This is a genomic window from Pseudoalteromonas sp. CH_XMU1449-3, assembly GCF_037027245.1.
Classification (GTDB): Bacteria; Pseudomonadota; Gammaproteobacteria; order Enterobacterales; family Alteromonadaceae; genus Pseudoalteromonas; species Pseudoalteromonas shioyasakiensis.
This window is the reverse complement of the sequence record NZ_JAYMDY010000001.1, coordinates 1-14,955: the sequence shown is the minus strand read 5'-3', so window position 1 is coordinate 14,955 and position 14,955 is coordinate 1. Positions and strand designations below refer to the sequence as shown.

Genomic DNA, 14,955 nt, shown 5'->3' with positions numbered 1-14,955 from the left:
ATGCATACCGTTTATTTAGGTTTAGGTGCCAACTTAAACACACCACGTAAACAAATTCATGCTGCTGTCACGGCCCTAAAAGCATTAAAAGATGTTGAGTTTGTTTGTGTATCCCATGATTACGCAAGCAAACCCATGGGACCACAAGATCAACCCGATTATGTAAATGCAGTTGCGTGTGTTAAAACTGCACTTAAGCCAGAGCAGTTGCTTAATTTAACTCAAGCCATTGAGCTTGAGCATGGCCGTGTTAGAAAAGAAGAACGCTGGGGTCCGCGTACCCTTGATATAGATATTTTATTGTTCGGTAATGACGTGATAGACACCCCTCGCTTAACTGTGCCTCATTATGGCCTAACAGAGCGAGAGTTTGTTGTTTATCCCTTGTTGGAAATTGCACCAACACTTGTACTACCGAATAATCAATCACTTGCTGATATAACAAAAACGTTGCCTTTAAACGATTTACAACAACTCCCTCAGCAGTAATCAACCAAGGCTAAGCCTTAGAGGAAATTATGTCTAAAATCACCGTTTCAACCTTGAATAAAATGAAACAAGAACAACAAAAAATCACCGCATTAACGGCTTACGACGCCAGCTTTGCTAAATTGTTTCATGATAATGGCGTCGAGGTGATTTTAGTCGGTGACTCACTAGGCATGGTATTGCAAGGTGCTGATGACACCCTTGCTGTAACCAATACAGATATTGCATACCATACTCGCTGTGTGCGTGCCGGTAGCCGCGAATTATTTGTGATTGCTGACTTACCATTTATGACCTACGCCAACCCAACTGATGCCTGTAAAAATGCAGCAGAGCTGATGCGTGCTGGGGCAAACATGGTTAAGCTTGAAGGTGGCGAATGGCTGCACGACAGCATTCGTGCGATGACCCAACAAGGTATTCCAGTATGTGGCCACCTAGGCTTAACACCTCAGTCAGTGCATGTTTTTGGCGGTTTTAAAATTCAAGGTCGTGAGCAATCTCAAGCCGATAAAATGGTCAGCGATGCGAAAGCTCTTGAGGCGGCAGGTGCACAGTTACTTGTTTTAGAATGTATTCCAAGTGAGCTTGCTAAACGTATTACTGATGAGCTAAACATTCCTACCATTGGTATTGGTGCAGGTAATCAAACTGATGGGCAAATCTTAGTAATGCACGACCTAGTTGGTATTTCGGCAGGTTATATCCCTAAGTTTTCAAAGAATTTTTTATTAGAAACCGGCAATATGCCAGCAGCAGTGCAAAAGTATTGTGAAGATGTAAAAAGTGGTGCTTTCCCAAGTACCGAACACGAGTTTAAATAAATGCAATCAATCACTGAAATCAAATCGTTACGCAGCCAAATCAAAGCTTGGCGTCAAGCGGGCCTGAGCATTGCGCTAGTGCCTACCATGGGCAATTTACACCAAGGTCACTTTTCACTTGTTGAAAAAGCCAAAACATTGGCTGATAAAGTGGTTGTGAGTATCTTTGTAAACCCGATGCAATTCGGTGCCAATGAAGACCTTGATAGTTACCCGCGTACACTAAACGAAGATAAACAAGGTTTAGCAGATCTTGGTACTGATATCGTGTTTACCCCATCCGTTGAGACGATTTACCCAAATGGTTTAGGCGAGCAAAGCTTTGTCGATGTACCGGGTGTTTCTATGGGTTACTGTGGAGGCTCGCGTCCTGGTCACTTCAAAGGCGTTGCAACCGTTGTCACTAAGCTATTTAATTTAGTACAACCTGACTTTGCTTGTTTTGGTGAAAAAGATTTTCAGCAGCTACAGGTTATTAAAGCCATGACGCGCGACCTATCTATTCCAGTTGAAATTATTGGCGTACCTACTTGCCGCGAAATCTCTGGTTTAGCAATGAGCTCTCGTAATGGCTATTTATCTGATGAGCAAAAAGACACCGCAAAAGTACTGTTTGCCACACTAAATAATACTGCAACTGCACTTAAACAAGGCAGCACAGACATTGCAGCACTTGAGGCAGATGCAAAAGTACAGCTTGAAAAGGCTGGACTAAAACCTGACTATTATTCGATTGCAGAGCGCTCAACACTAAAACCAGCCACCGCGGCTGATAAACAACTTGTTATTTTAGCTGCTGCTTATTTGGGCTCAGTACGTTTAATTGACAATTTACAAGTTGAGCTGGATTAAATAGCAACAATCTGGGTAAGATGGATTGCAAAGAAAAGACATAAACTAGGGATAAGCATGAAAAAATTACCAGCAATTACAGCAACATTGTTTGCTATGACATTACTGTCTGCCTGCTCAAACAAAATTGACAACCCAGAAATGCAGCAATGTGCTCAGCAAAACTATCAATGCGAAGCGAGCTGTGAACAACAAAGTACTGCAGATGGCTTAGTTCATAAAGTCTGTAGCAACAAGTGCATTGAAGCTTACAACCAATGTAAAGCCAATGCAGAAAAGTTAGGCGAAGTTAAATAACAACGACTCGCTTTTTAAGGCACTGAAAACCTATTCGGTGCCTGCACTCCCCCTCACGATTACAATTTCACTCGCACAATTAAGCCTCTGGTAATTTTGTTCATATTTTTGTTTACCCTTTAAGCTATTCATATTAGGGCAAGCTTTCGTTCATTAAACTTCTCCATATTGGTGACGAATAAACAACTGCAACCGTGTAATTGTTTCGCACTAATTTCAAAATTTTACTCTTCGCATATAGCTGCACCAACTCAAAGCCATTGAGATTGTTAGTTTTTATTTTGGGTCCAGTAATTGCTATGAGATATGAAAGAATTAACGTGATTTACGGCTAAAGGAAAATTGAATGAAACCAGAAACCCGAACTAAGCTCTTCAGCGCTATTAAAAAGAAGACCTTCTTGGGCGTATTATTAGCCATCAGCGCAGGTCATAGTTACGCAGTTGAAGAACCAGATCAGCCAAAAGCAACTGAAACAGAACAAACAGCCGCTGAGGTTCAAGCAACCGAAAATGAAAAACAGCAAGTAAAGGATAGTGCTGCGGTTGAGCTTAAGCCTGCAATGATCACGATTCCAGAAGAAAAGCTATTTGAAGTTATCACTGCACGTGCGAAGAAATTAGCCTCTGAGCCGTATGTAGCCCCTAAAGAGTTAGAGCTTGAAGCATTAACTAGCATTGGTTATCAGGACTACCGTGCAATTCGTTTTCGTACTGAGCAAGCAATTTGGAAAGATCAAAGCCTTTATGAGGTGCAGTTATTCCACCCAGGCTTCTTATATCGCTCACCGGTTGCAATTAATACTCTTGAGCAAAATGCCGAAGTAAAAAGTTTACCTTTTAAAACGGATTACTATCGTTACGATGCAACCGCTGCACCATTAGAGCAAGAGATCAGCACCGCTATTGCCAATACGCAACTTGGCCATGCTGGCTTTCGTTTGCATTTTCCACTGAACAACAACCAGTACAAAGACGAAGTAGCTGTGTTCCAAGGTGCTTCGTATTTTCGTTTAGTTGGCCCGCATCAAGTATATGGTCTGTCAGCTCGAGGTCTTGCAGTTGATACAGCACTGAGCTCAGGCGAAGAATTTCCTGTTTTCAAAGAGTTCTGGTTAGTAAAACCTGCACCCGAAGATACTACCATCGTGCTTTATGCATTATTAGATAGCCCTTCAGTGTCAGGAGCCTATCGTTTTGAACTAACACCTTCTACTAACACTGAAGTAAAAACCGAGATGCAAATTTTTGCCCGTAAAGACATTAAAAAGCTCGGCATAGCCCCGCTAACAAGTATGTTTTACCACGGTGAAAATAGTACTAAGTTTTTTGATGATTACCGCCCTGAAGTACATGATTCTGATGGCCTATTAATGCAATCAGAACAAGGTCAATGGATTTGGCGTGCACTGAATAACCCAAAAAAATTAAGTGTCACTTCGTTTAGCTACGAGAACCCTAAAGGCTTTGGCCTTGCACAGCGAGACCGAGACTTTAATAACTACCTTGATACCGAAGCGCATTATCACAACCGTCCGAGCATGTGGATTGAGCCAGTGGGTAATTGGGGTAAAGGGCGTGTTGAGTTAGTAGAAATCCCTACAGATACCGAAACCAACGACAATATTGTTAGCTATTGGGTGCCAGAGCAGCCTATGAAAGCTGGTGACAGCTTAAGCTTTAGTTACAAGCTTTCGACTTTCAATGCCACGCTTGCAACTCAAGATAAAGCGAGTGTGTTAAGAACCCGAATTGGTAGTGCAGCATTACCTGGTGAAGACAATCCACCACCAAAAAGCCACCGCCAATTTACCGTTGATTTTAGTGGGGAAACCATTAATCAACTATCTGCTAATTTTGCCATGCAGGCGGATCTTACACTCTCTGCTGGGCAAATAAGCGATAAGACGGTACAGCAGTTACCAAACAATCAAGGATGGCGCGTAGCATTTAAAGTGGCGCCAGAGGGAGATAAGCCTGTTGATATGCGCTTATCGTTAAAACTACGTGATAAAGAAATCAGCGAGGTATGGAGCTATGTCTGGTATCCAAACGACGTCCAATAGTAAAGCATTAAAGGCAACAGCAATGCCATTTAAGAAGACCCGCGCTTGGCTTTTTTCGAGCCTAGCGCTTACCATTACCGCCTATGGCGTGTGGATCATGTTCGATATTTTAAATTCAAACGGCATGACACCGCTTGAGTACGCTTTACTGGCATTATTTACAGTTACCTTCGCGTGGATTGTTACAGCCTTTTGTAGTGGCTGTATGGGCTTTATCTTGCAATTATTTCGTATTGACCCGTTGACCTTAAAACGTCAAAAGCCAATCGAGATTAATCAGCATGCCTTGAGCCAAACTAAAACAGCCATTGTTATGCCTATCTACAACGAAGATACAGAGCGTGTCATCGCCGGTTTTGAAGTAAGTTTACGCTCGCTGGCTAAAACAGGGCAAATGCCGCATTACGACTTTTACTTGCTAAGTGATACGCAAGACCCTGAAATTGCACGTAATGAACTTAAAGCGTGGAATGCACTTACTGAGCGCTTAGGTGATTTAGCAAAGCATACTTTTTATCGTCGCCGTGAAGATAATAAACACCGTAAAGTGGGTAACTTAACTGATTTTTGTGAACGTTGGGGTAGCCAGTACGATCACATGATTGTGCTTGATGCCGATAGCATTATGACGGGTCAATGTATGCTTGAACTGACTTCTAGCATGATCAGCAATCCAAAATCAGGCTTGATCCAAACGATCCCTATTCCAGTTCGCCAAGACACGTTTTTTGGTCGTTTTTTACAGTTTGCATCAATTTTATATAGCCCAATGCTGGCAACTGGTTCTGCTTTTTGGCAAACAAACCAAGCAAACTACTGGGGCCACAATGCGATTATTCGCGTTGAAGCATTCACAAAGTGCTGCGGCCTACCTGTTTTAAAAGGCAATGCCCCATTTGGTGGTGAGATCTTAAGTCATGACTTTGTAGAAGCTTCTCTGCTACACCGAAGTGGTTGGGATGTGTTGCTGCTTAGCGATGTTGAAGGTAGCTATGAAGAAGTGCCAAGTAACATACTCGATTACGCGATTCGTGATAGACGTTGGGTGCAAGGAAATATCCAGCATTTAGGTTTACTGCCTAAATCAGGCCTGAAGCTAATGAGTAAAATGCACTTTTTATTTGGTGCCACAGCTTATATTTCATCGTTGATTTGGTTATCTATGCTGGCATTAAGTACCTTAGATGCAGTAACTCGTGCACTTAATAGCGACGTGTACTTTAATCATGCTTATCAACTTTTCCCAACCTGGCAAATTGCTAAAACGGATTTAATTGATTCGTTGTTATTTATTACAGCTGTATTGTTGTTACTGCCTAAATTAATGGGCGTAATTGTGACTTTAGTGCATCGTAATAAAGCCTTTGGCGGTACGATGAAGTTAATTGCCGGTTCACTCATCGAAACTATTTTTGCGATTGTGATTGCCCCTTTAATGATGGTGTTTCATAGCTACTTTGTAGTGTGCGTATTTTTAGGCAAAAAAGTTAGCTGGGATGCACAACCTCGCGAAGGCAGAATGGTGCCGTGGAAAGAAGCGATTGGTTATACGTTATTTTCGACTATTACCGCGATTATCTGGGGTTCGGTTGCCTACTATTACACACCGACTTTCTTTTGGTGGTTATCACCTATTTTAGTAGGCCTTATTTTAGCAGCGCCAATTGTACGCTATTCAAGCAGCATCGGCTTAGGTGTGAAAATGCGTAAAATGGGTTTATTTTTATGCCCAAGTGAAGTTGAAAACGATGATACCTTAGCGGCACTTCGTGTACATCAACAAGAAATTGGCTTGCCAAAAGATGAACACGCTGACTTTAGTGTGCCTGCATTACCCAATGAATACCCAACGGTAATGCCTATTCAAAGCTTTAAGGCACCAAAAAGCGCAAGCAAGTACGTATTGCTCAGCAACGTATTAAAGCCAAGCTCTTTGCCAAAAGCTAAACGAAAAAAAACCGCTCAATGAGCGGTTTTTTCATCTATGTCTGTATGGTTGTTACAGAAGGCCTAGCTTTTTAAGTTCAGCCATTGCCATTTTGCCTGAAAGTGGCACATAACCATCTTTCTCAACAATTTTTTGACCATCTACAGAAAGAACCATTTTTAAGAACTCTGCATCGATTGGTGAAAGCGGCTTGTTAGGGTGCTTGTTCACGTAAACATATAAGAAACGAGATAGTGGATATTTACCTGTTGCTACATTTTCTAATGTTGCATCAACAAAGTTATCGCCTTTCTTAGCAAGTGGTACTGTACGTACACCTGATGTTTTATAACCGATACCTGAGTAACCAATCGCGTTCACAGAAGAAGAGATTGACTGTACTACAGATGCAGAACCTGGTTGTTCGTTTACATTGTTACGGAAGTCACCTTTACAAAGGGCTTTCTTCTTGAAGTAACCGTAAGTACCTGATACTGAGTTACGACCGTAAAGCTGGATATCTTTTGCAGCCCAATCACCCTCAAGACCTACTTCGCTCCAACGGTTAACTTGTTCACTTGCACCACATTTACGTGTAGAAGAGAAAATCGCATCAACTTGGTCAATACGTAAACCTTTGATTGGGTTATCTTTGTGTACGAATACAGCTAGAGCATCGATTGCAACGCGTACTTCAGTTGGCTTGTAGCCGTAACGCTTTTCGAATGCTTCGATTTCTTTTGACTTCATACGACGGCTCATTGGGCCGAAGTTTGCTGTACCTTCAGTTAATGCTGGAGGAGCAGTTGAAGAACCCGCTGCTTGGATTTGAATGTTTACGTTTGGATAGAAGCGTTTGTACTCTTCTGCCCAGAACGTCATCATGTTTGCAAGAGTGTCAGAACCAACAGATGAGAAGTTACCAGAGATACCACTTGTTTTAGTGTACTCAGGCATATCTTTATCAACTGCAGCTGCTTGTGCTGATACAAATGTTGTTACAGCCACACCCATTGCGGCAACGAGATTTTTGAATTTCATAGGGGTTACTCCGATTTGTTCGTCCCATTTCCTAACTGCGGTCTACTCTAATGACACTAGATGACAGTTAGATTACCCTTAAATGACATTTTTATGACTTTGCGGTTTTTTTGGTATTACCTGCAATACGCACGACTTTTTCGCTACCAAATGCAAACGCAAAGGTCGAGCCTTGTCCTAATTTACTGCTGATATCTAAACGACTATCATGCCTTGTAAGTACATGTTTTGTAATAGCTAAACCTAATCCAGATCCACCTGTCGTACGGCTACGCGCTTTATCTACACGATAAAAACGCTCGGTTAAACGGTTAATATGCTCTGCGGCAATACCATCACCATTATCGGTCACACTAAATGCGGCTTGGTTATTTTTAAGCTGCCAATCAACCACAATTTTGCCACCTGGCTTGGTGTAATGAATGGCATTAAAAACAAGGTTAGAAAAGGCACTACGTAATTCGTCTTCGGCCCCTTTAATGTCTAAACTCGCATCAACATTAAATATAAGCTCATGGCCTTTGTCTTGGTTCAATGACTGTGCTTCGGTTTGAATATAGGTAAGTAGCTGCGGTACATTGACAGGCTTATCGTTATCTTGACGACGTGCCCCTTCAATACGCGACAACGACAGTAATTGATTGACCAAGCTATCCATACGCTTACATTGCTCAAGCATGGTTGTTTGCGCTTTTTGCCACATTGCAGGAGGTGGTAAGCTATCTGAATCAAGCATCTCTAAGTAACCGGTTACCACAGTAAGCGGTGTTCTCAGCTCATGAGAAACATTGGCCACAAAGTCTTTACGCATCTGCTCAAGTTGCTTTAAGCGAGTTACATCACGCACCACCATCATCAACTGTGAACTTGCATAGGGCATAACACGAAACTCTAAGGTTTGATCGTAGCTGTGGCCACCATCAAGCTCGAGCGGTTCATCGAAACAAGCTTTATGCATGTACTTTGCAAACTTAGGATCGCGAATAAGATTATCTAAGCGTTGCCCATGATCGGTAGGCCACTGTAAACCTAAAACCTTTAAAGCCAATTGGTTACACCAAATAATGCTAAGATCTTTTTGTAATACGACAACCGCATCAGGCACAGCTTCGGCACCATCACGAAAACGGCGTATTAAGTCTGCCAGTTCATTGCGTTTTTTACGGTTGCGGTGTTGTAAGTGATAGATCCCTTCAAAGACTTGCTCCCATGCTCCCTCCCCTTCGGGTGGGTTAAAACTACGTTGATTAAGGAGCCAATCGCTGAGGCGATATAATTGATGATAATGCCAAATTAAAAGTGCAAAAGAGCCTAAAAATAAAAGCAAAAAAGGCGCACCTACAAGTACGCCAACTAATAACAAGGGTAAGAAATACATAAACAGGCGTTTTGCTAACGCCTGTTTATTCACTACTCGATACATACACTCACTTTACCTTAAGTATGTAAATTAGCTTGTTAAGGTCATTGCCATGACACTTATAATTTACTTGAAAAACGATAGCCTGCACCGCGAACGGTTTGCACTAAACGGTCATGCCCTAATGGTGCAATCGCTTTACGTAGACGGCGAATATGTACATCAACAGTACGGTCTTCTACATATACATTTGTTCCCCATACATGATCAAGTAATTGTTCACGGCTGTAAACACGTTCAGGATGCGTCATGAAGAAATGTAGTAATCTAAATTCAGTAGGCCCCATATCTAATTCACTACCTTCTGATGTTACACGGTGTGAAATTGGGTCAAGGCGTAAGCCATGAACTTCAATGGCTTCTTCTAATGAGGTTGGTGAAACACGGCGAATAACCGCTTTAATGCGCGCCATTAATTCTTTAGGAGAAAATGGTTTGGTTACGTAATCATCAGCACCTACTTCAAGGCCGCGTACTTTGTCTTCTTCTTCACCGCGAGCAGTCAGCATAATGATAGGAATCTGACGAGTATATTCGTTTTGCTTAAATTTCTTAGCAATTTGAATACCGCTACCACCAGGTAACATCCAATCTAATAAAACCATATCTGGGTATGGTTCAACCATAGCTTCAATCGCAGAGTCATAATCTTCTGCTTCAATTGCTTGAAAACCATTTTGCTCTAAAACAAAAACCAGCATCTCTCTGATAGGCGCTTCGTCATCGACGACTAGTACTTTACGTGACATTCCAATTTATCTCTTTCGTTAGCGAACTGGTTTCATTATTATGACTAAGTATGACATTTTTATGAAAGTCTAACGAGTAATTGAAAAAGCGCAAAAGAATCAAAGCAAAAATAGCCATTTTTTACGCTTAAATAGTAAATTTCGGATTAAAAGTCATACCTTAAAGTGACTGCAAGATGATCTTCATCAGCATTATTATCTAGTGAAAATTGCGTATACCACATGTACATACGTGCTTGTTTTGACAGGCTTCGTTCAACACCAACAGAAGTACCGCTACCCGAATCTTTCAATTTACCAAAGCTGCCATCAGTATCTTGATATTGCGCCAGCAACTTATATTTATCTATTTTGTAAGATGCGCTCACTAAAAAGCCATCTTCTTTGTCAGAACCTGTGACTTTTTCGCTTTGTTGATACATACCGCCTAGGGTTAAATCGCCTAATTTGCCTTGCGCCGTAAACCGTGTTGTATCATAACCGGCTACTTTACTGTCGTGGGCAACACTTACAAAGTAAGGCGCTTTTTTAAATTTACTATCACCATACATAAATGCCGCAGAAACACCGGTTTCTTCATCTTGTTTGGAGTTATCTTCAGCAATATAGGTGACCACAAATTGCATATTGCCAACAATTGGCGAACTGTAATGAACCACATCACCAAGGCGATTTTCACCATTGAACAAGGCTTTAACATCACCATTAAAGTCGTTCATTAAATCAATTTTACCCTGCGATACTTTTAACGCCGTATCGTGACGACCAAGCACTACCTGCCCATAGCTGCCTTGTAGTCCAACATATTGATTACGCGCGGTAATATTCTCTTCAGTTTTACCATCGCTATCTTGATCTGCCGCATTTACTGCAAATTCAAACTTATATACGGCTTTTAAACCATCACTTATTTCACCGCTGCCTTTGATCCCCATACGAGAGTTATAGCTCTCAATAGAAGTTTCGCTGCCATCGCCAGTGTCGCTATTAGCAACCCCTAAATGGGCCCGACCATACACATCTACAGCTTCGGCAGCACTATGAAAAGAAATAATGCACATTGCAAAGCTCGACAACATCATGGCAGGTTTATTCATGGTAGCGATCCTCAATTTAAGCAATAACTTAAAAATCGAACATAAAGGGCTTTTGGTCAAGGCGAGGAGGAGATATTTCACATAAAAATCACGGATCACTGATCTACCAACTTAATCAGATCAGGATCAGGTTTTTACTAAGAAGATCAACTTCAGATCAGTTTTTTACTTAGAGAATAAGATAACTTGTTGATTTAATGTTAAGACGCTCAGCATTTCGTTTAAAAGATGAGCAAAGAAAAGCCTGTGATCAGTATACAACTAGTAAAATAATGATCCGTGAAAGCTAAGGTTAGTAAAACAGTGATCCTGAAAAGCGCGAGTAAGTATATCGCTGATCCGCCTTGATCAAGGCAATAAAAAACCGGCAAAAAGCCGGCTTTTTAAATTTTTTATCAATTACTTGATTTGTGGATCAAGTTCACCTGATAAGTATTTAAGATGCATATCATCTAAAGAGATAGGCTTGATCTTACCAGCTTGACCTGCCGTACCAAATGCTTCGTAGCGAGCAACACAGATCTCTGTCATTGCTTTCGTTGCTTCAGCTAAGTATTTACGTGGATCAAAGTTAGCTGGGTTTAAAGCTAAGTGACGACGAATTGCACCTGTTGATGCTAAACGAAGATCGGTATCGATATTAACTTTACGAACACCGTACTTAATACCTTCGATGATCTGCTCTACTGGCACGCCATACGTTTCAGGGATTTCGCCACCGTATTGGTTAATCACTTCTAACCACTCTTGTGGAACAGAAGAAGAACCATGCATTACTAAGTGTGTGTTAGGGATACGCGCGTGGATTTCTTTAATGCGATCAATCGCTAAGATATCATCTGTTGGTGGACGCGTGAATTTGTAGGCACCATGTGATGTACCACAAGCAATAGCAAGTGCATCAACTTTAGTTTTACGAACGAAATCAGCTGCTTCTTCAGGATCTGTTAGCATTTGATCCGTAGACAATTTACCTTCTGCACCTACGCCATCTTCTTCACCTGCTTCACCTGTTTCAAGTGAACCTAAAACACCTAGCTCGCCTTCAACAGACACACCACAAGCATGTGCCATTTCAACTGTTTGACGTGTTACATCAACATTATATTCGTAGCTTGAAGGGGTTTTACCATCAGACATTAATGAGCCATCCATCATTACTGATGAAAAGCCTAACTGGATTGAGCGCTGACATACACCTGGTGAAGTACCGTGGTCTTGGTGCATTACAACTGGAATATGAGGCCATTCTTCAACGGCTGCTAAAATCATATGACGAATAAAAGGGGCACCAGCATAGGCACGTGCGCCTGCTGAACCTTGTACAATTACCGGGCTGTTTGTTTTGTCAGCCGCTTCCATAATTGCGCGCATTTGCTCTTGGTTATTAACGTTAAACGCAGGTACGCCGTAACCATTTTCAGCTGCATGATCAAGAAGTTGTCGCATACTGATTAAAGCCATTTGGTATTCTCCAAATTGTATCGACAGTAGTTTCCTACTATCTAGTTTGAACGGATAAGTTATTTTTTGATGCATCACTGCATCACGAAAAGCTCGCGCCTACCGTAACAGCTGTAAATAAAACGAGGGTGAGAGGTATTTTATTAACAGCTGAACCAGCGTAATTACTTAATAACTACGCTGGTATACGCACTAATTACTTAGCGCGTTCTTCAAGCATAGCAACTGCTGGTAATTTTTTCCCTTCTAAAAATTCAAGGAAAGCACCACCACCTGTTGAAATGTAAGAAACTTTATCGGCAATGCCGTATTTATCAATCGCTGCAAGCGTATCACCGCCACCAGCAATCGAGAATGCACTTGAATTAGCAATCGCATCAGCAATAGCACGTGTGCCGTTACCAAATTGGTCAAATTCAAATACACCTACTGGGCCATTCCATACAACAGTACCCGCATTAGCAATGATTTTTGCTAATTGGTTTGCTGTATCAGGACCAATATCGAAGATCATGTCTTCGTCTGTTACTTCATTCACATCTTTTAGTGTTGCCACTGCAGATTCTGAGAACTCATTACCTACAACAACATCAGTCGGTACCGGAATTTCACCGTTATTAGCTTTTGCCGCAGCACTTAATTTGTTAGCTTCATCAATTAAATCAGCTTCAAATAAAGATTTACCTACTGGGTAACCTGCTGCTGCGATGAAGGTATTCGCGATACCACCACCTGTTACAAGTTGGTCAACCACTTTAGAAAGTGAATCAAGTACAGTTAACTTAGTTGATACTTTAGAGCCACCAACGATAGCAACTAAAGGACGAGCTGGGTTATCAAGCGCTTTACCTAATGCGTCTAGCTCTGCCGCAAGTAGTGGGCCTGCACATGCAACATCAGCAAATAAACCCACACCGTGAGTAGATGCTTGTGCACGGTGAGCCGTACCAAATGCGTCCATTACGTAAACATCACATAATGCAGCAAGCTTTTTAGACAGTGCTTCGTCGTTTTTCTTTTCGCCAGCGTTAAAACGTACGTTTTCGAAAACAACCACTTCGTTATCAGCAACGTCTACGCCTTCTAGGTAGTCTTTTTCAAGACGAACTGTTTGCTCAAGGGCATCATTTAAATAATTAACCACAGGGGCAAGTGAAAACGCTTCATCATATTCCCCTTCCGTAGGGCGGCCAAGGTGTGACATCACCATTACTTTAGCGCCTTTTTCTAACGCTAATTTAATAGTTGGTAATGCTGCACGAATACGTGCATCAGAGGTCACTTTACCTTCTTTTACAGGCACATTTAAATCTTCACGAATTAACACGCGTTTGCCGTTTAAATCTAAATCTGCCATTTTAATGACCGACATGGACTTCTCCTTAGTTAACGATACTAATATTATATTTATAAATTATTGGCTTACAGCCATCATCGCACGCGCGGTGTCGAGCATACGATTAGCAAAGCCCCACTCATTATCGCACCACACTAACAACTTTATCAGTCGTTTATGACTAACACGTGTCTGAGTGCCATCTATGATACAAGAATGTGGGTCATGATTAAAATCTACCGATACCAATGGCTCTTCTGTGTAGCTTAAAATACCGTCAAGACGGTCTTTTGCTGCTAACTTAAGTGCCTGATTGACAGTCGCTAAATTCACATCGGTATTCACTGTTACACTTAAATCCATCGCCGTCACATTGATCGTTGGTACCCTAACAGCAATGGCTTCAAAACGACTATGAAACTTAGGCAAAATACGCTCAATACCACGAGCAAGCTTTGTATCCACCGGAATAATAGACTGGCTTGCAGCGCGAGTACGACGTAAATCATGATGGTACGCATCAATCACTTGCTGATCATGCATCGAGGCATGAATCGTTGTAATAGCCCCAGATTCAATCGAAAATGCGTCATCCAGCACTTTAATTACTGGCACAATACAGTTTGTGGTACATGAACCGTTTGAAACAATCGTATGTTCAGCTTTTAGCTCATCATCGTTAATACCATACACAATTGTGGCATCAACATCAGCATCTGCAGGCTGTGAAAACAATACTTTTTTTGCACCAGCAGCCAAGTGTAGTTCTGCATGTTCACGAGAGTGATACACCCCAGTACATTCAAGAACCACATCAACATCAAGAGTTTGCCAAGGCAGTTCTGCAGGGTTTTCTTCTGCAAATAAGGCTATAGAGTCGTTAGCAACCGTTAAAGTATCTTCGCCAAGATTAACAGGGAATGAAAAGCGGCCGTGAGATGTATCGTATTTAAGGAGATGGGCAATGCCCTTAGGGTCGGCTAATTCGTTAATAGCGACAATTTTGATTTGATCTTCAAGCCCTGATTCATACAGTGCACGGACGATATTGCGCCCGATTCGACCAAAACCATTAATTGCAAGTTTGATTGCCATGAAGAAGAAAATCCACTCTATTTGCTTGCAGATAAAGGCAACTGCCTTTTAGATGGCGGTATTGTAATCGACCTTACACATTATTATAAGAGGTCAAGTAAAATAAAAGTTGCTTAGCATGTTTTAGATGGCGCAGTTTTGGTAATCGACCTTAGACATTTTTATAAGAGGTCAGCCAAAATAAAAATTGCTTAGCATGTTTTAGATGGCGCAGTTTTGGTAATCGACCTGAAGAGTTTTTATAAGAGGTCAGCCAAAATAAAAATTGCTTAGCATGTTTTAGATGGCGCAGTTTTGGT

General features: G+C 41.5%; 13 protein-coding genes. 6 read left to right on the top strand and 7 right to left on the bottom strand.

Annotated elements, in window-relative coordinates:
• From folK to mdoH, 6 genes are all read left to right on the top strand, one after another.
• Positions 1 to 489, top strand: a complete 489-nt coding sequence (folK, locus tag WA256_RS00065; RefSeq protein WP_335988081.1) for a 2-amino-4-hydroxy-6-hydroxymethyldihydropteridine diphosphokinase — start codon at positions 1 to 3, stop codon at positions 487 to 489.
• A gap of 29 nt (positions 490 to 518) precedes the next feature.
• Positions 519 to 1,313, top strand: coding sequence for a 3-methyl-2-oxobutanoate hydroxymethyltransferase (gene panB, locus WA256_RS00060; RefSeq protein ID WP_063530220.1), 795 nt, complete (start codon positions 519 to 521; stop codon positions 1,311 to 1,313).
• The gene (gene panC / locus WA256_RS00055) at positions 1,314 to 2,165 is read left to right on the top strand and encodes a pantoate--beta-alanine ligase (RefSeq protein WP_335988077.1); all 852 of its coding nucleotides are present in this window, start codon (positions 1,314 to 1,316) and stop codon (positions 2,163 to 2,165) included.
• A 96-nt stretch (positions 2,166 to 2,261) separates the two neighbouring features.
• A complete protein-coding gene (locus WA256_RS00050) occupies positions 2,262 to 2,462 on the top strand; it encodes a hypothetical protein (protein ID WP_372799652.1) in 201 nt (66 codons plus the stop codon).
• Between the two features lie 346 nt (positions 2,463 to 2,808).
• The gene (locus WA256_RS00045; protein ID WP_063530218.1) at positions 2,809 to 4,527 is read left to right on the top strand and encodes a glucan biosynthesis protein; all 1,719 of its coding nucleotides are present in this window, start codon (positions 2,809 to 2,811) and stop codon (positions 4,525 to 4,527) included.
• Positions 4,499 to 6,496, top strand: coding sequence for a glucans biosynthesis glucosyltransferase MdoH (gene mdoH / locus WA256_RS00040; RefSeq protein WP_335988072.1), 1,998 nt, complete (start codon positions 4,499 to 4,501; stop codon positions 6,494 to 6,496). The genes WA256_RS00045 and mdoH overlap by 29 nt, the downstream gene beginning before the upstream one ends.
• Positions 6,497 to 6,526: 30 nt before the next feature.
• Here the strand turns inward: mdoH and WA256_RS00035 are convergent, their stop codons facing one another.
• The 7 genes from WA256_RS00035 to epd all read right to left on the bottom strand — a co-directional run bounded on the left by WA256_RS00035 (position 6,527) and on the right by epd (position 14,656).
• Entirely contained in the window at positions 6,527 to 7,495 is a 969-nt protein-coding gene (locus WA256_RS00035) for a PstS family phosphate ABC transporter substrate-binding protein (protein ID WP_063530216.1), read from the bottom strand.
• A gap of 91 nt (positions 7,496 to 7,586) precedes the next feature.
• Entirely contained in the window at positions 7,587 to 8,918 is a 1,332-nt protein-coding gene (gene phoR / locus WA256_RS00030; protein WP_058585754.1) for a phosphate regulon sensor histidine kinase PhoR, read from the bottom strand.
• Positions 8,919 to 8,974: 56 nt separating this feature from the next.
• The gene (gene phoB, locus WA256_RS00025; RefSeq protein WP_054551169.1) at positions 8,975 to 9,664 is read right to left on the bottom strand and encodes a phosphate regulon transcriptional regulator PhoB; all 690 of its coding nucleotides are present in this window, start codon (positions 9,662 to 9,664) and stop codon (positions 8,975 to 8,977) included.
• A gap of 146 nt (positions 9,665 to 9,810) precedes the next feature.
• Complete coding sequence (locus tag WA256_RS00020) at positions 9,811 to 10,761, bottom strand: porin (protein ID WP_287243528.1); 951 nt, start codon at positions 10,759 to 10,761, stop codon at positions 9,811 to 9,813.
• A gap of 399 nt (positions 10,762 to 11,160) precedes the next feature.
• Positions 11,161 to 12,225 carry a class II fructose-bisphosphate aldolase gene (fba, locus tag WA256_RS00015; RefSeq protein ID WP_187490641.1) on the bottom strand — a complete coding sequence of 355 codons (1,065 nt, stop codon included), beginning with the start codon at positions 12,223 to 12,225 and terminating at the stop codon, positions 11,161 to 11,163.
• A 196-nt stretch (positions 12,226 to 12,421) separates the two neighbouring features.
• Positions 12,422 to 13,597 (bottom strand): phosphoglycerate kinase, encoded by a 1,176-nt coding sequence (locus WA256_RS00010; RefSeq protein ID WP_105174837.1) that lies wholly within the window; start codon positions 13,595 to 13,597, stop codon positions 12,422 to 12,424.
• Between the two features lie 42 nt (positions 13,598 to 13,639).
• The gene (gene epd / locus WA256_RS00005; RefSeq protein ID WP_054551164.1) at positions 13,640 to 14,656 is read right to left on the bottom strand and encodes an erythrose-4-phosphate dehydrogenase; all 1,017 of its coding nucleotides are present in this window, start codon (positions 14,654 to 14,656) and stop codon (positions 13,640 to 13,642) included.
• Positions 14,657 to 14,955 lie beyond the last annotated feature (299 nt).

Bases quoted from the DNA above. Each gene is read 5' to 3' on its own strand.
- folK (WP_335988081.1), top strand. From the start codon at position 1: ATGCATACCGTTTATTTAGGTTTAGGTGCCAACTTAAACACACCACGT.
- WA256_RS00045 (WP_063530218.1), top strand. From the start codon at position 2,809: ATGAAACCAGAAACCCGAACTAAGCTCTTCAGCGCTATTAAAAAGAAG.
- WA256_RS00020 (WP_287243528.1), bottom strand. From the start codon at position 10,761: ATGAATAAACCTGCCATGATGTTGTCGAGCTTTGCAATGTGCATTATT.
- WA256_RS00010 (WP_105174837.1), bottom strand. From the start codon at position 13,597: ATGTCGGTCATTAAAATGGCAGATTTAGATTTAAACGGCAAACGCGTG.
- mdoH (WP_335988072.1), top strand. From the start codon at position 4,499: ATGTCTGGTATCCAAACGACGTCCAATAGTAAAGCATTAAAGGCAACA.
- phoR (WP_058585754.1), bottom strand. From the start codon at position 8,918: ATGTATCGAGTAGTGAATAAACAGGCGTTAGCAAAACGCCTGTTTATG.
- panB (WP_063530220.1), top strand. From the start codon at position 519: ATGTCTAAAATCACCGTTTCAACCTTGAATAAAATGAAACAAGAACAA.
- panC (WP_335988077.1), top strand. From the start codon at position 1,314: ATGCAATCAATCACTGAAATCAAATCGTTACGCAGCCAAATCAAAGCT.
- phoB (WP_054551169.1), bottom strand. From the start codon at position 9,664: ATGTCACGTAAAGTACTAGTCGTCGATGACGAAGCGCCTATCAGAGAG.
- WA256_RS00050 (WP_372799652.1), top strand. From the start codon at position 2,262: ATGACATTACTGTCTGCCTGCTCAAACAAAATTGACAACCCAGAAATG.
- WA256_RS00035 (WP_063530216.1), bottom strand. From the start codon at position 7,495: ATGAAATTCAAAAATCTCGTTGCCGCAATGGGTGTGGCTGTAACAACA.
- epd (WP_054551164.1), bottom strand. From the start codon at position 14,656: ATGGCAATCAAACTTGCAATTAATGGTTTTGGTCGAATCGGGCGCAAT.
- fba (WP_187490641.1), bottom strand. From the start codon at position 12,225: ATGGCTTTAATCAGTATGCGACAACTTCTTGATCATGCAGCTGAAAAT.